22 protein-coding genes, 1 riboswitch and 1 other annotated feature are annotated in these 18,997 nt (G+C 43.8%); of the genes, 5 read left to right on the top strand and 17 right to left on the bottom strand.

Features of this window, described 5'->3' with window-relative positions:
* Nucleotides 1-161: 161 nt before the first annotated feature.
* Nucleotides 162-275: riboswitch (FMN riboswitch) on the bottom strand.
* Nucleotides 276-327: 52 nt separating this feature from the next.
* The 15 genes from AB4027_RS03595 to AB4027_RS03525 form a co-directional block, all read right to left on the bottom strand.
* Nucleotides 328-1,542 carry an acetyl-CoA C-acetyltransferase gene (locus AB4027_RS03595; protein ID WP_368646003.1) on the bottom strand — a complete coding sequence of 405 codons (1,215 nt, stop codon included), beginning with the start codon at nt 1,540-1,542 and terminating at the stop codon, nt 328-330.
* A gap of 123 nt (nt 1,543-1,665) precedes the next feature.
* On the bottom strand, nt 1,666-2,493 hold the full coding sequence (locus AB4027_RS03590; protein ID WP_368646002.1) for a MetQ/NlpA family ABC transporter substrate-binding protein: 828 nt from the start codon (nt 2,491-2,493) through the stop codon (nt 1,666-1,668).
* Between the two features lie 36 nt (nt 2,494-2,529).
* The gene (locus AB4027_RS03585) at nt 2,530-3,234 is read right to left on the bottom strand and encodes a methionine ABC transporter permease (protein WP_368646001.1); all 705 of its coding nucleotides are present in this window, start codon (nt 3,232-3,234) and stop codon (nt 2,530-2,532) included.
* On the bottom strand, nt 3,224-4,258 hold the full coding sequence (locus AB4027_RS03580) for a methionine ABC transporter ATP-binding protein (RefSeq protein WP_368646000.1): 1,035 nt from the start codon (nt 4,256-4,258) through the stop codon (nt 3,224-3,226). Before AB4027_RS03580 ends, AB4027_RS03585 begins: the two co-directional genes overlap by 11 nt.
* A gap of 65 nt (nt 4,259-4,323) precedes the next feature.
* Nucleotides 4,324-4,590, bottom strand: a binding site (T-box leader).
* Between the two features lie 83 nt (nt 4,591-4,673).
* Complete coding sequence (locus tag AB4027_RS03575; protein ID WP_368645999.1) at nt 4,674-5,318, bottom strand: copper homeostasis protein CutC; 645 nt, start codon at nt 5,316-5,318, stop codon at nt 4,674-4,676.
* Complete coding sequence (locus tag AB4027_RS03570; protein ID WP_177165526.1) at nt 5,315-6,673, bottom strand: APC family permease; 1,359 nt, start codon at nt 6,671-6,673, stop codon at nt 5,315-5,317. The genes AB4027_RS03575 and AB4027_RS03570 overlap by 4 nt, the downstream gene beginning before the upstream one ends.
* A gap of 232 nt (nt 6,674-6,905) precedes the next feature.
* Entirely contained in the window at nt 6,906-7,073 is a 168-nt protein-coding gene (locus AB4027_RS03565) for a hypothetical protein (RefSeq protein ID WP_177165525.1), read from the bottom strand.
* Nucleotides 7,063-8,103: a serine/threonine protein phosphatase gene (locus AB4027_RS03560; protein WP_368645998.1), complete on the bottom strand. Its 1,041-nt coding sequence runs from the start codon at nt 8,101-8,103 to the stop codon at nt 7,063-7,065. Before AB4027_RS03560 ends, AB4027_RS03565 begins: the two co-directional genes overlap by 11 nt.
* A gap of 286 nt (nt 8,104-8,389) precedes the next feature.
* Nucleotides 8,390-9,298, bottom strand: coding sequence for an alpha/beta hydrolase (locus AB4027_RS03555; RefSeq protein WP_368645997.1), 909 nt, complete (start codon nt 9,296-9,298; stop codon nt 8,390-8,392).
* Between the two features lie 25 nt (nt 9,299-9,323).
* The gene (locus AB4027_RS03550) at nt 9,324-10,043 is read right to left on the bottom strand and encodes a CBS domain-containing protein (RefSeq protein ID WP_368645996.1); all 720 of its coding nucleotides are present in this window, start codon (nt 10,041-10,043) and stop codon (nt 9,324-9,326) included.
* Between the two features lie 166 nt (nt 10,044-10,209).
* Complete coding sequence (locus tag AB4027_RS03545; RefSeq protein ID WP_368645995.1) at nt 10,210-10,656, bottom strand: hypothetical protein; 447 nt, start codon at nt 10,654-10,656, stop codon at nt 10,210-10,212.
* A 199-nt stretch (nt 10,657-10,855) separates the two neighbouring features.
* On the bottom strand, nt 10,856-11,224 hold the full coding sequence (locus AB4027_RS03540; protein ID WP_091489127.1) for a thioesterase family protein: 369 nt from the start codon (nt 11,222-11,224) through the stop codon (nt 10,856-10,858).
* Between the two features lie 86 nt (nt 11,225-11,310).
* A complete protein-coding gene (locus AB4027_RS03535) occupies nt 11,311-11,580 on the bottom strand; it encodes a hypothetical protein (protein WP_368645994.1) in 270 nt (89 codons plus the stop codon).
* A 165-nt stretch (nt 11,581-11,745) separates the two neighbouring features.
* Entirely contained in the window at nt 11,746-12,273 is a 528-nt protein-coding gene (locus tag AB4027_RS03530) for a GNAT family N-acetyltransferase (protein ID WP_368645993.1), read from the bottom strand.
* Nucleotides 12,274-12,837: 564 nt separating this feature from the next.
* Nucleotides 12,838-13,401, bottom strand: a complete 564-nt coding sequence (locus AB4027_RS03525; RefSeq protein ID WP_368645992.1) for an NADPH-dependent FMN reductase — start codon at nt 13,399-13,401, stop codon at nt 12,838-12,840.
* Nucleotides 13,402-13,581: 180 nt separating this feature from the next.
* On the opposite strand from AB4027_RS03525, the gene AB4027_RS03520 reads away from it, so the two are divergent.
* Nucleotides 13,582-14,142: a TetR family transcriptional regulator gene (locus AB4027_RS03520; RefSeq protein WP_368645991.1), complete on the top strand. Its 561-nt coding sequence runs from the start codon at nt 13,582-13,584 to the stop codon at nt 14,140-14,142.
* A gap of 52 nt (nt 14,143-14,194) precedes the next feature.
* Here AB4027_RS03520 and pgeF read toward each other — a convergent pair whose 3' ends face one another.
* Complete coding sequence (gene pgeF / locus AB4027_RS03515; RefSeq protein ID WP_368645990.1) at nt 14,195-14,926, bottom strand: peptidoglycan editing factor PgeF; 732 nt, start codon at nt 14,924-14,926, stop codon at nt 14,195-14,197.
* A gap of 166 nt (nt 14,927-15,092) precedes the next feature.
* Between pgeF and AB4027_RS03510 the strand changes: the two genes are divergently transcribed.
* The 3 genes from AB4027_RS03510 (at nt 15,093) to AB4027_RS03500 (ending at nt 16,452) form a co-directional block, all read left to right on the top strand.
* Entirely contained in the window at nt 15,093-15,626 is a 534-nt protein-coding gene (locus tag AB4027_RS03510) for a DUF2975 domain-containing protein (RefSeq protein WP_368645989.1), read from the top strand.
* A gap of 64 nt (nt 15,627-15,690) precedes the next feature.
* Nucleotides 15,691-16,227 (top strand): DUF2975 domain-containing protein, encoded by a 537-nt coding sequence (locus AB4027_RS03505; protein ID WP_368645988.1) that lies wholly within the window; start codon nt 15,691-15,693, stop codon nt 16,225-16,227.
* 15 nt (nt 16,228-16,242) lie between these two features.
* Complete coding sequence (locus tag AB4027_RS03500) at nt 16,243-16,452, top strand: helix-turn-helix transcriptional regulator (RefSeq protein ID WP_091488938.1); 210 nt, start codon at nt 16,243-16,245, stop codon at nt 16,450-16,452.
* A 378-nt stretch (nt 16,453-16,830) separates the two neighbouring features.
* Here AB4027_RS03500 and AB4027_RS03495 read toward each other — a convergent pair whose 3' ends face one another.
* Nucleotides 16,831-17,934 (bottom strand): Glu/Leu/Phe/Val dehydrogenase, encoded by a 1,104-nt coding sequence (locus AB4027_RS03495; protein WP_368645987.1) that lies wholly within the window; start codon nt 17,932-17,934, stop codon nt 16,831-16,833.
* A gap of 147 nt (nt 17,935-18,081) precedes the next feature.
* Here AB4027_RS03495 and AB4027_RS03490 point away from each other — a divergent pair, with 147 nt between their 5' ends.
* Complete coding sequence (locus tag AB4027_RS03490) at nt 18,082-18,969, top strand: LysR family transcriptional regulator (protein WP_091488942.1); 888 nt, start codon at nt 18,082-18,084, stop codon at nt 18,967-18,969.
* Nucleotides 18,970-18,997 lie beyond the last annotated feature (28 nt).

Genomic DNA, 18,997 nt, shown 5'->3' with positions numbered 1-18,997 from the left:
GGTCTCTGACTTAAAAAACTATATCACAAAAGAGTCTGACCCTCTTGTCTGACCCTATAAAAAATGCCCTGGAATTTAAAATTCCAGGGCATTCAAAATACAACGTCAGTTTATCTGAACGCTCCTCCATGGACCATTCAGACTCATAGTTATGTCATTGATACTGTCTTCTTTCATCCAGACTATACTGTCGGCTTCGGAATCTGACCGAATCTGCCTTGCGGCTCGTGGGCTATACCACCGGTAGGGACTTGCACCCTGCCCTGAAGACTATTTAGTTTTGTCCATTCAATGATATAGCGGAACTGTTAGCTTGTCAATAATAACTTACTCGACGTCTGTATTTTTCACCAGAACAGCTACACCCATACCGCCGCCGATGCAAAGAGAAGCCAGACCGTATTTCAGTCCGCGCTTTTTCATGATGTGAATCAGTGTGACCAGGATACGGTTCCCGCTGGCTCCCACCGGATGGCCGAGAGCGATCGCACCACCGTTCAGATTGGTGCGTTCAAGCATATACTCTTTGCTGACGCCGAATGCATCGGATATCTCTTTAATGACGCCCAGACTTTGTGAAGCAAAGGCCTCATTCAGTTCAAACACATCGATATCCTCAAAAGTGATATCAGCTTTCTTCATTGCCTGCTTGATGGCCGGGGTCGGTCCCAGACCCATGACTGAAGGATCCACACCGCCTTGTCCGACGGCTACGATCTCGACCAGCGGTTTCAAGTCATTTGCTTCCATATATTCTTCACCGACGACCAAGGTCGCACTGGCCCCATCGTTGATGCCGGACGCATTGCCCGCTGTGACGGAGCCGTCTTTTTTAAAGGCCGGACGCAGACTATTCAGTTTGTCTTCAGATGTTTTACGGTTCGGGTATTCATCCGTATCCACGACCACCGTCTCTCGACGTACTTTTGTTTCAACAGGAACGATCTCGTCTTTGAATGAACCATTGTCCACCGCTTCGATCGCACGCTTTTGTGATGTGATGGCAAAACTGTCCTGTTCTTCACGCGTGATGCCGTAGCGTTCCACAATATTTTCAGCCGTTACACCCATGTGATACCCTTCAAAAGCATCCGTCAAGGCATCGTCCAGCATGTGATCGCCGACTTTATAGCCTGCCATCTTATGTCCGGATCGCGTGCTTCCCGGAATCAGGTAAGGTGCCTGACTCATGGATTCGGTCCCGCCGGCAATGATGGCTTGATACTCCCCGGCTTTTACACCAAGGTATGCGTTTATCACTGTTTTCAGTCCACTCCCGCAGACCATATTCAGAGAATAAGCCGGTACTTCCACTTGGATTCCTGCTTTGATCGAGGCTTGCCTGGCAACGCCCTGACCCTGGCCGGCCGGCAAAACGTTGCCTAAGACCACTTCATCGATGTCTTCATGACTGATGCCACTTTGTTCAAGGACACCTTTGATCGCATAACTTCCAAGTTCCGAAGCTGACACATCTTTCAGCGCGCCTAAAAAAGACCCGATCGGCGTGCGTTTAGCTCCTGCAATGTAAACTTTACTCATTTGATTATCTCCCCTTCTTTTCCTTTAAAAAAGTGATTTACTTATCTCTTATTTTAAAGAAGCTGAGAGGGAAGTAAAGCCAAGCGGCCAATCTTTGGGAATATTTAAGCTTTGATGACTTGCTTATTCATTTACCGGTACAACGGCTCCGTCCCAGGTTTCCAAAATAAATTCCTGTGTTTCTTCTGAACGCAAGACTTCGACCAGTTTGGCGATCCGTTCATCATCTTCATCTTCTGAACGGACAGCGATGATATTTGCATAAGGGGATGACGTGTTTTCAAGAGCGATCGAATCGTCTATCGGACTGATGTCGTGATCCACTGCAAAGTTCGAGTTGATGAAGAACACGTCTCCTTCATCTTCTGCATATAACGTTGGAAGCAGGGCTGCATCGTATTCATATTCAAACTCCAGGTTCAACTCGTTTTCAGTGATGTCGTCAAATGTTGCATCCACTAAATCGACTGACTCATCCACTTTGATCAGTCCAGCTTCTTGAAGGATACCCAGCACACGTCCATGGTCAGATACGCTGTTGCTCGTCAGGATCGTTGCGCCTTCCGGCAGTTCGCTTAAATCATCGTGACGGTTGGAATAAGCCCCCAGCGGTTCAAGGTGGATCCCCCCCGCATTGACAAAGTCATAGTCGTTTTCTTCGACTTGAGATTCAAAATAGGGAACGTGCTGGAAGTAGTTAGCATCCAGATCCCCATCAGAGAGTGCCAGGTTAGGGATCACATAGTCATTGTACGTTTCGATCTCCAGATCGATCCCTTCTTCTTCAAGCTGAGGTGCAATAAACTCCAGGATTTCTGCGTGCGGGACATTCGTTGCGCCGACCGTCAGCGTCTGTGACTCTTCAGCGCTGTCTTCTTCACCGTTTCCGCAAGCTGCAAGTAGTAAGGCACTGCCTAAAATTACCAATCCTTTAACTTTTTTCATTTTCATTCTCCCCTTAATTTCTTTTTTTATTTTTATCGTTTATTACCGTTTATCGATTTTGCTTACCCATGTATCTCCAATGAACTGAATCACGAATACGATAAGCAGGATGATGACTGTTGAGACCAGCGTGACGTTCGGTCGACTCCGCTGGAAACCTTCCAGATAAGCCAGGTTCCCTAGTCCGCCTGCGCCGATCACTCCCGCCATCGCTGTGTAGCCGACGAGTGAGATCGCTGTGACGGTGATTCCGGCCACGATATTCGGCAGGCTTTCAGGAATATAGACTTTTTTGATAACTTCCCATTTGGTCGCCCCCATGGCTTCTGCCGCTTCAATCACGCCTTTATCCACTTCTCTCAGCCCTGATTCGACGAGGCGCGCATAGAAGGGCGCTGCAGAGAAAATAAGTGCGGGCAGACCGGCGCTCGGTCCCGTTATACTGTCCAGGATCGCTTTCGTAAAAGGAATCAGCAGGACGATCAGGATAATAAAAGGGATCGAACGAAACACATTGACTAGAAATGCGACGACCTTATATAAAATCGAAGCCCAGACAGATTCGCTGTTTCGCGTCTCATATAAAAGCAGCCCCAGCAAAATCCCCAGGAAAAAGACGGCAACGACCGATACGACGGTCATATACAGCGTCTGTTCCGTAGCCTCCCACACCCTGTCCCATGAAATGGATGCAAAGTCGAAATACTCTAAAAATATATTAGCGATTAAAGGTAAATTATTCGTCATGACCCAAGACCTCCACTTCTATCGGATATGTTTTAAATAAGTCCAGGGCACTCCGGCGTTTTTCTTTAGTCCCCAGAAGCTGGACGACCAGCGTGCCCATCGGTACTTCGTGTGTCGACTGAATGCTGCCCTGAATGATATTGATGTCCACACCTGTTTCGCGACTGACCTGGGTGATGATCGGGACGTTCACGCTTCCGCCTTGAAAGAGGAGCTGAACGATATCACCGTCAGGATACAGAGACTGGAGTTCTTTCAGGGCTTCCTTTGTTTCTTTCGTATCCATTTCCCGGTCCTGCTTGACAAAACGCTGTGTCACGGGATGTTTAGGATGTTTGAAGACATCAAGGACCGAACCTTCTTCGACGATGACGCCGGAGTCCATGACGGCGACACGGTTACAGATTTTTCTAACGACTTCCATTTCATGCGTGATGAGTATGATCGTGACATTGAGTTCCCGATTAATTTTTTCTAGTAGCTCCAGGACCTCGTCCGTTGTCTGAGGATCCAAAGCACTGGTCGCTTCATCACTGAGCAGGACTTTCGGGTCGTTGGCCAACGCCCGTGCAATACCGACCCGTTGTTTTTCTCCTCCACTGAGCTGCGCGGGATAAGAATGCTCTTTGCCCGCCAGGCCAACCATCTGGATCAGTTCTTTTGCTTTTCTTAAACGTTCAGACTTAGTGACATTGGCGATTTCCAGCGGGAACATTACATTTTCCAGAACGGTCCGGCTCCAGAGTAGATTGAAGTGCTGGAATATCATGCCGATCGACTGGCGTTCTTTCCGTATAGCTTTTTTATCCAGTTCGGATAATACCTTATCCCCTAGCTCTACTGTCCCTTCAGATGGAAGCTCCAGTCCATTGATCAGCCGGAGCAGCGTACTTTTTCCGGCCCCGGAATAACCGACAAAACCGAAGATTTCTCCTTTGTCGATCGTCAGGTTCACTTCTTTGATCGCTTCAAAGCGACCCGCTTTATTTTCGTAAGTCTTTTTGATACCTTTTAATGTGATCATGCTTCTCACTCCTTCCACTTTCTGTTTTTATATAAAAAAAACGCCCTTTTCGAGTCCTGTGACTCAAAAAGGGCGACTAATTGGTTTAGTTAGCGCGGTTCCACCTATATTCGTTGTTTTATCACTAAAACAACCTCTCCCAGTACTTAAAAGGACTCAGACCTTTTGCATACTGTGGCACTGTACCGGGTGCGACCGGAAATAGCTCATGTCACCACTCACTATCTCTGCTCAAAGACCATTTTCCAAATCGATCATCATACTCCCTTTCACCAAACGGGAGCTCTCTGAGATAACGCTCTGATCTGTACTTATCTTGTCAACGCTCATTTTTTTCTCATTATTTTCGGTGTTCTTTAATGATTAGAAGTCTAACAGACCTAACAGCACTCTGTCAATACTTTTTTAAATAAAGTTAAAATCCGGGCAGTGGAACGATCTTGGTGCCGTGGAACTGATTCGCCGGAATCTCTACTCTTGTCTGTTCCAGGTTCTCATGCGTCAAGCCTCCACCAGGCAGGATCTCTATCTGTCCCTCCGATTTTTCTATCAGGTCGATGATCGCTGCTTTGTTTTCTAAAGCAGATCCGGACGCTGCCCCTCTTGTCAGGATACGGGTACAGCCTTGTTCGATCAGCCAGTTCAGCGACTCTAACTGCTTTTCTTCAGGGATAGCATCAAAGGCCATATGAAAGACGGTTTGCTTGAAATCTGCAATACGGATCAGCTCTGAAACGATCGGCTTGTCGATATCTCCGTCTTCCGTTAAACAGCCGAAAACGATGCCGTCAGCCTTCAAGTCGATGGCCTGCCTGGCTTCTTTTTTCATGTGTTCTTTTTCTGCTTCACTGTAGATGAATGAGCCCCCGCGCGGTCTGATCATGACAACGACTTCGACACCGCGCTGACGGGCATAGGCCACCGTCTCTTCGATCACTTCTATAGAAGGCGTTATGCCTCCGACATCCAGTCGGTCGCAGAGTTCGATACGGTCAGCTCCCAGTTCGATTGCTTCAGGGACACGGGTGAAATTTTCTGCACAAAATTCTTTTTTGATCATCGTTCCACTTCCTCGCTGGTATTCCCTCTGACGCCATAAAGATAACCGAGCACACAGATGCTTCCCGAGAACAGCAGGAATAATGGACTGTATACGGGATTGGCAACAATACCGCCAAGCAGGATGACCAGCGATCCAGTCACACCTAAAATGGGGGCTACGGTACCAAGAAACGGACTTTTGATGATGCCGGATTTTTTCAGGCCCATCACTTTTACATACAACAGGATATAAGCCACATAACTGAAGACGATCGCGATCTCACTGATGTCGCCCCCAGCCAGCACATCATATCGCTGTGTCAGATAATGGACAGCCAGCCAGAAGACGGTGATCAGATACGCTGTCAAAGCCGCATAAGGAGACAGACCTTTTTTATCACTGATCTGTGTGATCTTGTCACTGAACGGCACCATGTTTTTGGACGCCAGTGTCTGCGGCAGGCGGATGTAACCAAGAGATACCCCGTTCACCACACCTAATATAGCAATGAGTACGAATGCCAGCAGGATTTTTTCTCCGCTTGCACCGAAGATCGAGTTGCCGACCTGGCTGATGGCCTGATCGCCGGCAGAAAGAATATATTCTGTACCAACAATAGCGATCATGCCTAAGAAAAAGGCCAGATAGACACTTAATACGATCAGAGGTCCGATGGTCAAGGCTATCGGCATCGTTTTACGGTGGTCCTTCACTTCCTGCGTAATAGACGTTGAAACGATCCAGCCGTCAAAAGAAAAGGCAATGGGTGCCAGCGCCGCTAAAAAGCCCCAGCCGACCACACTTGATTCGACCGCTACGATATCCTGCGGCAGTGCCGGTGCCTCCTGTGTCCAGAACAAACCGATCAGCGCCACACCGATCAGGGGGATCATTTTGACTATTGTCGTAACGTTCTGGAAACGTCCGCCCATTTTATAGGACAGGTAATTCATTAAAAAGAAAAAGCTTAAATAGCCGAATCCAAGCAGTGTCTGCAGTTCCAGTGTCATAGTCAGGTTCAATAAAGAAATCGTATAGATACCCGAAACCCAGCTGACTACTGCGGTAATCGTGGGAAAATAAACAAGCATCTGAAACCACCCGAAGGCACTTGCAAAACGGGGAGAAACGAATTCTTCATAATAGGAAATGACACCGCCTCTTTTTGTCGAACGGCTAGCCAACTGGGACAAGGTGATGCTTCCGAAAATAACACAAAAGGCTCCGATCGCAAAAACCAGTACACCCAGCCAGACACTTCCACCTGTAGCCTGTAATATATCATCCGATTTAAAAAATATGCCGGATCCGATGCTGATTCCAACGATCATCGAAACCGCTGTACTTAATCCATAATGTTCTCTTTCTTTCATCTGGATTCCCTCCTTCATTCAAATTATTCACTAATTTTTATTTCATCAATTCACTATAGCAAAAATAAAGGGCAATAAAAAGCGTGAATTCTCCTCCATGACCGATTGTTTACTAATTTTAAAAATAATGCCCCCTTGAAGCTGTCGATTTCAATCAGTCTTCAAGAGGGCATCTTCAATTATTGGGTTTAGTGTTTCTAATTTCAGCTAGTGTCCTTGTGTAGGCCTGGCCTTACTCCCAGCTACTGTTCTGTCTGAATAAATAAGTATTCTGATTTATCAGCTTTTTTGCTGTCCGGTGTGACCGAAGGGACTCTTCAGTGAATTGGTCCGCAATGGCATTGCTCAGCAGTTCTGCGACTTCGGGTATTTCACTGTCTGATATTTTTTTACAGATCATGTAACTCTTCTTTCTGAGTTTTTTCATGGGTCTCGTGTTCATCCATTTGTTCTTCTCTGAACGCTGCACGCTCTTCCCGCGATTTCTTGGTACGCTGTTTTTTGCGCATAGCCAAATACTCCACTACGCCCTGCGGTTTACGGGTATCGAACGCTTCGATCGGCTCCGGCCCTCTCATCGTTTCCCGCTTGATGTACAACAGGCCTGTATCATTGACATATGTTTTCCAGCGAACGAGACGAATACATCCTTCAGTCAGCTCGATGGCTGTGATACTGGCCGGATAGATTCCGCAGCCTGTATTAAAATAGGGGACACTTTTGTCTTTCGGAAATTTGAATCGATGTGTGTGTCCACATATCAAGGGACGCTGATGTTTAACGATCCACTTGCTGTAGTTCTTTTCGATTTTGTGTCGTCTGTTGATGTTTTTTGATGGACTGGCCGGATTTTTGATCCCGAACCGGTGGAAAAACCGCCAGAAGAACTTGATCGACAGCATGGTAAAGAACCAGAACTGGTCATTGGGTGCGTCTCCCTGATGTCCATGAATCACAAAGAGTTCCTGACTGGTATAGCGATGTTTCAAGATGATCGCTTCCTGCGGTTCCATTCCTTTCAGAAAATCGAAATATTCTTCTGTAAATTCATCATAGTTGATCCCGAAATTCTTTTCGACGAACCTTGGATTCTGAAGATAGATGTCATGGTTGCCAAAGATCCGTATGTAACGGTCCTTGTCAAAGTACTTCTTGATCAGAGCATAGACATTGGTATGGGCATTTTTGATGTGTTCGAAATTGGAATACTCCAGGAATTCTTCTCCGTCACCCACTTCGACGAAAGTGTAGCCATTTTCATAATACTCATTCAAGGCATGTACAAATATATTACGGCTTTTTAAAAATTCATCGGACAGACTGCCATCCCCCCGATGCGCATCACTCATGAATACGATGCGTGACTGATCATCGAAATATACCTTTTTAGCCTTTTCATATGCTTCTGTCAAGCGCTGATCAGTGAACATGCTGAATCCTCCTTCGCAACGTTATTCATACCTTAAGTATACGTTATTTCCTGTCATGAATAAAAAAGTATGCATTATCCTGCTGATTTTGAAGAGAAGGCGACGGAATTTTGGGGCTCAATCCTCATTATTCTCGATGCCGATCGTTATCAGTGGATACTTCATCGGTAAATCGGAAAGGGGGTTTCTTTCGAAGAATGGCATGTGATTTGGGAAGAGAAACTCAATGGCGAATAACTAAACAAGAGAGCTGATGCACCAGTCCCTCCTGGCAGATCAGCTCTCCTTATTTAACAAGCGATTTGAAAAAATGACACTGTTCCTTGTTTGCTTCTTTGGCTTCCTCCAGATTCATATTGCATTGGAAAATGTGCCCATATTGTTCTTCTCCAGGGTCACCAAATTTCTTGTACGTGACTTTAACTCCCCGCTTTATCAGGGCTTCGTACATCGGGAGGGCTTCGTCTCTCAATAAATCGTATTGAGCAGTCATGAGATATGTTGGAGGAAACTTATCTGTGACAAAGTCTTTTATCGTAAACTGTTCCTCATACTGCTGCCAGTTCTTTCCTAAGTAATCTTTAAGTAAGATAACCAGTTCCAGATCAGCGTTTTTGCCTTCTTCATCTAAAGAGGCCATTTTCTTGTAAATCTCATACATACCGCAGTTCAATGCGATCCCTTGTATATCTAAAGTCTGGGGCAGTTCAAAATCGAACAGCTTGCTATACTCTGGATTGGTATACATCGTGCTGTATTGAAAGGCGAGCTGAGCGCCTGCAGAGTCCCCAATGATAAAAACGTTCGATGTATCTATATAATACTTTTCATGATTAGCCACTATCCAGTGCATGACCTGATTCAGTTCTTCAAGTGGTGTCGGATACTTCTTCTTTGAGGCAAGATGGTAGCTGGGATTAACAAAAACGAAGCCTTGTTTAGCTAGGAACCTTCCATAGTGAATATAATTTTTTTTCAACCCATGAACATAACCGCCACCGTGAAAATTGACGATCACCGGTAACTTTTCATTCGTACCTTTCGGGTAGTAGATATCCAGACTATTGTATTTTTTTGACTTTCCATACTGAATATCAGAGTGGGCACGTATCGTCTGATCGACTTCCAGTCCCCAGTCCCGTTTTGTGTCATGAATGGTCGCGGCAATTCTAAAACTCAGGGATGCTAATGACATCCGTCTTCACCTCCTCGATACACGTTTATTTGTTCGCGACAACTTTTGGAAGGTCCCAGGGTGTGATGATCCCTATCAAGTCGCTTTTCTTTTGGATCGTGTCTCCTTTGGCAATGAGTAGAACATAAGCCGTCCGCCCTTCTCTGATGCGTTCTGAGAATATTTCCTCGATATCAAAGACTGATGTTTCAGCTGAAATGACTTCATAGAACTCCTGCTCATCTTCCACTTGTAGAATCTGTCTCACCGTCGCTTTTTTTATCGCATGGATATCTTTATCCATCGCTTTCGCCAGATACTTCGTGACTCCGATGGATGACAAAATCCCGACCAGTTTATCCCCATCAAACACCGGGAACTGTGTATAGCGGACGTGGTTGATAACATCCAGGACTTTTCCGAGTGGATCGTTGACATCAAAGGTGCGCACGCGTTTTAAAAATAGATCTTTTGCCTGTTTACTGTATCTGATTTTATCCGTGACCTTCTCGATTTCGTTTATCAGCGAATCACTGGGTTCTGCTGCTGCTTCGTCACCGTTTATGGTGTTATGTGTAAGCAGGTTTCGGAGTTCCCGGTAAAAGTCGATTTCATCCACATATTTCTCGATGACCTTATCCCGTTTTTTGGCAGCTGCTCCCATCAGTTCTCCGAAGTTCGTATCCGGATCCCGGTTCACTTTCTTTGCGATCACATTATGTAATTCATTGAACGCGTGCATAAAACGCTGGTAATTGCTCCCCATTATTCATCATCCTTTTCTGAAATCGTTAGTACTAGTTGTTCCGTCATTTTATCCTTTAACATGAACACCTTCATTATACCATTCATGAGATGATTTCCGTAAAAATGAGGGCCAGCGCAAGAAAAAGAACTCCAGGAAGGATTCCAACCCGGAGCTCTGTCGCAAATTATTTATCGTTCAGTTTTTTTATCGGACGGCCTTCTGAATCAAAGGTGTACTGTCTCAGTTTTTTGCTGTCATTCATTGCCATCATCAGTCTGTCGCGATACGGCTCCGCCAGTTCTTCAAATAAGAAAGCTTCGTCATGCAGTCCGTGCTTTTGTCTGATGGATGCCACTTCATTTTTATTTCTCAGTTTTGCTTTTGACTTAGGTAGCGGCTGGTTCGTTTTCCGTTTTTCCACACGATAAAAATGATCATCATCGTTATATATGATTTCCAGAGCGCCAGAATTGGTTCGTTTGTATTCAGCATGCGGGTAATCTTCTTTATGAAGTTCCCACCAGGCCTTGATCCCATTAACTGCCTCTTCTTCACTTGTGTAACTGCCATGTTCTTTCTTCACGCCAGTCAGTCGGTTCTGCCAATAATTCGTGTACACGGTTTGTTCCATTCACTACACTCCTTTATTTTAGCTTATCTCCAGTGTATAGCATTTAGAAACGTTTTCAACTGAAATACTTAAATAAATAACATTTGTTAGATAGTTGTAATTTACTTCCGGATAGTACGAGCTAGTACCAAAAGTCTTCTTAAAACTCTGCGAAACCACAAAAACACTAAAGACATCTGTCCCTAGTGTTTGTTCGGCGTTATGGTTTTATTTTTGCCATGAATTTTTCTTTGTCCACGATTGCCCGTTTGTGGGTAGCTTTACCGATCAGTTCTTCATCGACATAGGCTTCAATCTCATAGGTAAAGACTTTTCCGCTTTTATCCACCTGTTTGGCCTGGACGGAAACTGTCTTATTTAAAGCTGTTGGGGCAAGATGCTGGACATGGATCTCCATCCCTACTGACGTGTCGTTCTCGTTCAGCTCAGATGACATTAACGTCATTGCCGTATTTTCCATGTAGGCGATCATATGCGGTGTGGACAAAACGGGCAGGCCGCCTGATCCAACTGCTTCTGCCGTTTCAGATTCTTTGACTGTAAATATCTTTTCAAATGCATTGAACATGTGTTATCCCTCCGATTTAAAATCATCGATTTCATCTTCATACTATAATAATAACGAATAACGGTCACTTTGCAAAACAGGACACCCTACTGTTTTTTCTTAATGAAAGCCAGCAGCTTCCTCACGACGAGAGCGAGTAGCGTGGAAGAAAACCCGACAAATCCAAGGTTCAAAAGTAGACTGCCTAAAGGATAATTGATAGCCCGTTCTTTTTGAACATCTCTCAGTTCCTGTGGAGAATAGCTGCTTATGTTATCGATCGGCATCAGATTCGTCCACAGGAAGTAGCCGACGATCATCATTACTACGCTCACTATTATTCCAATAATCAGCCAATTTGTTATTTTATCTCTCATACGGATCTCCTTTATCGAACACCAATTGATGTTTAAGATTAGTTCTTTGCATCTGGTACCTCACTGTAACTAGTATAGGACCAAACCTGTTTATTCTTTGCACTTGTTAATATGCACTGATGGGTGATGCTGTTTTAAAATAATCCAGGAAGCATTTCTTTTCTTTTAATTATCTGAATATAAATAGATATCTGCCTTATGCTCTTGCTTTGTGTGTCTGTATCCGTGAGTATTCAGGCCCCCTATTTCAAACCCCTGACTCAAATAAAACAGGCAGGCGATGAGATTGTTATCCTGGGCAATCGTGTAAAGACCTTTATACTGTCTTTTTTCAGCTTCTATTCTGCCTAATTTTATCAATTCTGCAGCTATACCCTGTTTACGGTACTCTCGGTTGACTTTCAAGTCAGATAAATACATGAATTTAGCCCAGTCGTTTTGATAAACCGCAAGCCCCACACATTCACCTTGACTATATGCTCCGATCGCAAAGCCTACCGCAGTGACTTCCTTAAAGTCATAGTTCTCATCGGGAAAAGTCATGGCTGTTTTCTCCGGAAACCATTCGCTGGAATGCATCCATTCGTCATTCGATCTGGAGACATGTAAACGACCAAGGATATCAAAAGGTTCATTACGCAAACGCAAGTCCTCAGCACGTTCTTCTGTGATTATTCTATAGGAAATCATCATTATTCCCGTCTCCTCTCCCAATTTTCAATTACCAGAATCTCTCATTAAAAGTATAGCATACTGAATGTTCGTTTACTTTCGTTTTATGATGAAGAAAGCAATCGCTGACGATTGCTAACATAATAAGAGTTCTTTTACTGTTTATATGTATAACATGATTTCTTTTGTGCCCTTCAGCTCTCCTTATCTTTCACGAAGGGCACATATCCACTCATTTTGTGACCTTCAGCCCGCTTTATCTTTCACGAAGGGCACATATCCACTCGTTTTGTGCCCTTCAGCTCGCTTTATCTTTCACGAAGGGCACATATCCACTCGTTTTGTGACCTTCAGCCCGCTTTATCTTTCACGAGGGGCACATATCCGCTCGTTTTGTGCCCTTCAGCTCTCCTTATCTTTCATGAAGGGCACATATCCGCTCGTTTTGTGCCCTTCAGCCCGCTTTATCTTTCACGAAGGGCACATATCCGCTCGTTTTGTGCCCTTCGTCTCAACTTTTCTTGCCTGAAAGGCGCAAAAAAAGACCGAACAGGACGATCCTGTTCGATCCACTTAGATTATATATTAAGCACGTGTACCTTTTAATCCTTTACTCCATGCAGCTGTTGTTTCAAGAACCGCTTGGATCGTTGCGTTGTGCACTTCTGACGGACGGAATGTCGCCATTTCTTCAAAGTCTGTGAACAAGCTGAAGGCACCAGCCGGTCCGACAGTCGCAACGTTAGCGTTGGATAAGATGTGACGCAGGCTCAACTGAGCAGCCACACCTAAAGTCGATCCGTATGCTACGATACCAGCTGCTTTATTTCCCCATTCAGGACCTAAATAGTCAATCGCATTTTTTAATGAAGGTGTGATCGCATTGTTGTATTCAGGTGTGACAAAAACGAATCCATCCAATGAATCGATTTTTTCAGACCAGCGATTGTTTTCTTCTTTCTCGTAATTCTTGTTTGCCATTGCAGGCGGCATTGCTTCGTTGAATAATGGTAAGTCAAATTCTTTAATGTCAACAAGCTCAAATTCTGCTCCATCGACATGTTTTGCTTTCTCTAATACGTATTCTGCTACTTGCTTGTTTACACGTGCATCTCGCGAACTTCCTGTAACGACTCCTATTTTCACCATGTTATAATTCCTCCTATTTTCTATGCGTTTGTTAACTAACTTTAAGTAAGCTAACTACAGTACTTATTATAGGTCAGCTTGACTAAAAGTTAAACCAACAGTATAGTAGATGTGTTGCTTAAGTAACACTTTTTAATTATTGTTTATTAACCTATTCCTTTTGTAAGGGGGAAAATCCATATGATGGAAACAAAAACCGATCCGCGAGTGTTGCGTACTCGAAAGTTGATCACTGATGCTTTTATAAAGCTTTCTCAAACAAAGTCTTTCTCAGATATATCTGTCAAAGATATCACAGAAGAAGCCATGATCAACCGTGCAACGTTTTACAATCACTTTCTAGACAAGTACGATTTGCTGGAAAAAGTGGTGGAAGAAAAACTGCATTTGAATCTTGGCTGCGACAAGCAGAAGACCACGTTAACTATGGAAGAGACCATTAAAACCGTTTTTCTATCTTTGACTCGTTTTAAAACTTCTGTCAATTTGATCTCGGGTCAAGAGGAGAAAGAGACGATCGATGCAATCATAAAGCTAGAACTGGTCAATATCTTTTCCAGAAAACTGAGCGAGATCGATGTTTCATTAAATGCAAGTCTTAAACTGAAACTGGCCAGATGGCTGACTGCGACAGTTAGAAGTACGAGTCAGGACTGGGTGGAATCCGATAACGCTGAAGAACCTGAAGAGTATATCGCTTCGCTTATTCCATTTATTATGTGCGGCATCGAAACGTTATAATTAAAAACATCCTAAGACTTTTTTGTCTTAGGATTTTTTTATATTCATTAATTTAGACCTCGCTCTTCATCATCGCCAGCAAGCCGTTCAACTGATACTCCGGTCCTTCTCCTCTCGCCGAATGCAGCTCTGCACTCTTATAGGTCGATGTCCGCTCCACTTCCATATTCTCTGCTTTGATGCCTGCTTTAAGAAGGATAGATACGTTTGCATCGGTCATACTCATTTTGTACTTTTCTCCATGCAGTTTGAAAAAGTCGTCACGATTTTTTACAGCGCTGAATGCCTCATACACTTCCGGACCCACTTCATAATTCTCCTGGTCGATCGACGGTCCCACGTAGACAAGCAAGTTTTTTCTATTACAGCCAAACGCCTCTTCCATCTTCTCGATAGCTTTTACTGAAATGTGTTTCACCGTGCCACGCCACCCCGAATGAACTACAGCCTGAACACGTTTTTTAGGATCGAATAAGATGATCGGTGTGCAGTCCGCATACTTGATGAGCAGGGCTATATCCGGTTTGTTCGTGATCAGTCCATCTGTTTCTTTGAAGGTCCTGCCGTATACGAAGTCTTCACCGTTTTCTCCATCGACTACTTCAACATGATCGGTATGCATCTGCTGACCAGTGTAGATTTCTGAAGGTTCTATATTCATATCAGTTAAGAGTCGGTCAACGTCTTCGACGATTTTATTTCCGGCTTTCTGGTATCTGAAGTTATAGTCAGAACCGGCGATTTTATTTAACAAACCATGTTCTTCAAGTAATTTCGAGTGCATGCTTTTTCATCCTTTAAAATAAGATTTGTTTCATTATAGCATATCAGATATCACTATTAAAATTTATGAGAATAACAAAACAATTAATGTTTATCGATAATTTATTGTTGACTTATATAAACTTAAGTTATATACTCTAGATAAATAGAACAGAGGGGTGACGAGCATGAATGTCAAACGGTTTCGTAGTGTCAGTCGATTTACGTCGGTCATATTAAAAATTGCAGCAATATGGTTAGGTTCAACAATAGCAGTTCTTTTGTTTTCATACTTTTTTACCGATTCAGATATCTGGTTTAACTTTAACTCGCCAAGTTTTACTCTCATAAATGGGCAAAGAGGTGAACTTACTACTGCCGACCGTCAGTTAGCTGCCTTGTTCATCGTCCCTATAGCATCAATTATTAACTGTTATGTCTTATGGAAAGGAAGTCAAATATTCAACTATTTAGCTGAAGGAAATAATCCTTTTTCTAATGACTTCTCCAGAACAATTCAAAGAATAAGTATAATTCTGATACTTTCAGATATCTTATTTCCTCTAATTTATTCTCTGATGGTCACACTTATTATGGACGGAAGTTCTTATTACATTATTGGAGTGGGGGCTCCTTTTCTAATCGGTCTCATTCTCTACGCTGTCTCCGAGATATTTAAATACGCGATCAATTTACAACAACTTGCCGATGATACGGTTTAATTGAATTACTGACAGTTTTTAATTCAGTTCAGTCTAATTACATAAAATACGAGGAGTGAGTCACATGAATGTCAACCGATTCCGTCAAGTCAGTCGTTTATTATCTCTTCTACTAAAAGGATTTGGAGTCCTCTCGATCGCTGCTTTACTATTGATCGTAGTCTTTTCCTTTTTCCTGGAAACTGATTCAGCCACCGTCAATGTCGCTTTTTCCAACTCTCCCTTATTCCAATTTTCCGATTCCCGTGTGACTGAAGCGGATTTCAGACTCGGCGCTTTTATTATCGCCCCGGTCTTCTTGGCCTTAAGCAGTTACATCTTTTTTAAAGGCAGTTTTCTATTTGACAGACTGGTCCGCGGCGAAACCCCCTTTACTTTTGAGTTCGCTGAGTCTGTAAAAAGGATCAGCATTATCTTGATCGTCGCCGATATACTCCTGCCTCTCTTATACTCTTTGATCGTTAACTTGAGCGCTGATGAAGGCTTCTTCTTCATTATCGACTTGTCTTCAGCCTTCCTGATCGGTCTGATTCTCTATATCGTCAGTGGTGTCCTGAAATACGGTATCAGTCTGCAGGAGTTAGCTGATGATACGGTCTAAAAGGAGGAGACGTGTATGCCTATCGTAGTGAGACTGGACAGAGTGATGGCTGACAGAAAAATGCTGCTCAAAGACTTGGCTGAAGAAGTCGGCGTATCCAACGTCAACTTATCAAAATTAAAAACCGGGAAAGCAGTCGCCGTTCGCTTCTCGACTTTGGAGGCCATCTGCGAAGCGCTGGACTGTCAGCCGGGAGATATACTGGAGTACGAGAAAAAAGAGTAGATTTTCATACTGAGTGGAATGAATAAACGTCGCATGACGCTTATTCTTCATTATTCTGAAAGGAAACCCTTCGGCTGTTGAGCCGAAGGGTTCTTTACATCTATGATATCGAGTTCAGCATCAACTTGTACCATTAAACTACATTTAAAAAACATTATGTTTAAGTTCGCTCAGAGCTCTGAACTTCATAAAAACTCTTCTAAGTGTAGTTCAGTCTATTAATTTAGTGCCCAACTTGACTAAATAGTCATTATATCGAGTTCAAGCATCTTAAAACCTTGTGAACTAGACTTTACCACTCGGAAACAAACTTTAAAAGAAGACTAAAACAGTTAAAGCCCCATTCCTCTAATCGAGGAGCGAGGCTTTTCGTACCGCTTACCGGTTGATGATGGATTTACCGTTTTGTGTAAAGATGCTTCGCGTGTTTCTGATGGCTTTGATGCGTTCTTCAGCAAGAGCATCTGCAGCTTTATAGGTCGGAATACCGTCACGTTCAGCAATTTTAAACACTTTTTCGATCTGGTCATAGATACGGTCGACCGACATGCGCGCACGTGCTGCATTGTAACCGCCGTTGAATTCATCTGCAACCTGGATCAGCCCGCCCGCATTCAGGATATAGTCAGGGGCATAGACCAGTCCCATTTCTTCGAGTTTATCACCATGACGCGGTTCAGCCAGCTGGTTATTTGCGGCACCGGCGATCACTTTGATGCCCGCTTTTTTGATTTTCTCAAGGCTGTCATCATTGATCGAGGCACCTAACGCACAAGGGGCATAGATATCGGCCTGCATCTCGAACATTTCATCTGCATCAACGATATCGCAGCCAAGGTCTCTGGCTCGTTCTATTGGTCCATTAAAAATATCGGTTGCACAGACTTTCGCACCTTCTTCAAGAGCCGCTTCTGCCAGTAGATAGCCGACTTTACCCACACCTTCGATAATAATGGTTTTTCCTTCAAGGGAATCTGTTCCGAAAGCTTTTTTGGCTGCGGCCTTCATTCCAACATACACACCATGTGCGGTAGAAGGAGATGGATTTCCTGAAGTGCCCGGTTTAAGTCCTGTTCCTGCAACATAGTTTGTTTCCTGATAAATATAATCCATTTCAACAGTCGTTGTGCCTACATCGGCCGCTGTTATGTAACGGCCATTCAATCCCTCAACAAAGCGTCCGAAGGCTCTGAACAGTGCTTCCTGACTCACCTGGTTTGCAGGATCTTTTATGATCACTGTCTTGCCACCGCCAAGAGGCAATCCGCTGGCTGCCGCTTTATAGGTCATGCCACGCGCCAGTCTCATCGCATCTTCAATGGCATCTTCTTCTTTTTCATAGGTCCAGTAACGCGTCCCGCCCAAACTTGGGCCCAAGGTCGTATCGTGAATACAGGTGATGGCCTTTAAACCTGTCTCTTCATCCTGCATAAAGACCAGTTGTTCGTAATCGTATTCTCCTATACTTTTGAATATCTCCATCAAAATAACTTCCTTTCTCTCTAATCAATATATGTTTTAGTCAGTTGTTAAATGAGAAGTCACTTAATATTTCTGTTTATTTAACCGCTTACAAATTTTCTGTTGTATAATTGAAGAATGACTATATTAATTTGAAGGATGATTTGTTTGGATATCAAGCAGCTTAAATATTTTATAGAAATCGCCAACACCAGAAATCTGTCACAGGCGGCCCGAAATCTCTTCGTTACTCAGCCGACGCTGTCTTTTACCATTAAAAAGCTGGAAGCGGAACTCAATACCCGGCTCTTCGACCAGCATGACAAGAGTTATAATCTAACTCAGTCAGGCAAGCTCCTATATAATCGGGGCGAAAAGATCGTCAATGATTTCGATACGCTGGTCAACCGCATCCAGCATATGAAGTCTGACTCGAAAGAAGTGATTCGCTTAGGCCTCACGATTTTATTCGCTGTCCAATATATGCAGCAGATCTCCAGTTTTATTGCGACCCATCAGAATGTCGACTTGATCATCACTCAAAATGGGTCACGTAAAATCCAGGAGATGCTGGCCAACGACGAGCTGGATATCGGTCTGGTATCTTTTCCGAATACCCAGTCAAACGCCATTTCGATCGAGGCCCTCAATACATCGACCAAAGGTTATAACGTGCATGTCGTCGTACCGGAAAGTAATCCTCTCTCTTCAAAAAAAGAATTAAAGTTTGAAGACTTGAAGGAGCAGCGCTTCTCGACTTTGAATGAAAACTTCATGCTCGGTCAGATGCTTCTGGACCGGAGTCGTCACTTAGGCTTTGAACCGAATATCGTCATGCAGCACGATGACCTCCAGGTTCTGCTCTACAGTTTAAAATCCCTCGACTCTATCTGTCTGCTTCCGATTGAATACAAAGCGATCGGCGCTCTGGACGGGTTGAAATGGATCCCGCTTCAGGATAAAAATGACTATTATGCCATCGGCGTCGCCTTGAAGAAAAGCAAGGCACCGACCAAAGCCATCAATGATCTGATCGATGAGATCAAAAAGAATTGAATCTAACGGACTGTTTCGCTTTTCAAGT

This window comes from Alkalibacterium putridalgicola (assembly GCF_040959045.1).
In the GTDB taxonomy this organism is placed as follows: Bacteria; Bacillota; Bacilli; order Lactobacillales; family Carnobacteriaceae_A; genus Alkalibacterium; species Alkalibacterium putridalgicola.
The sequence above is the reverse complement of the archived record's forward strand: the minus strand, read 5'-3'. Positions and strand labels throughout refer to the sequence as shown.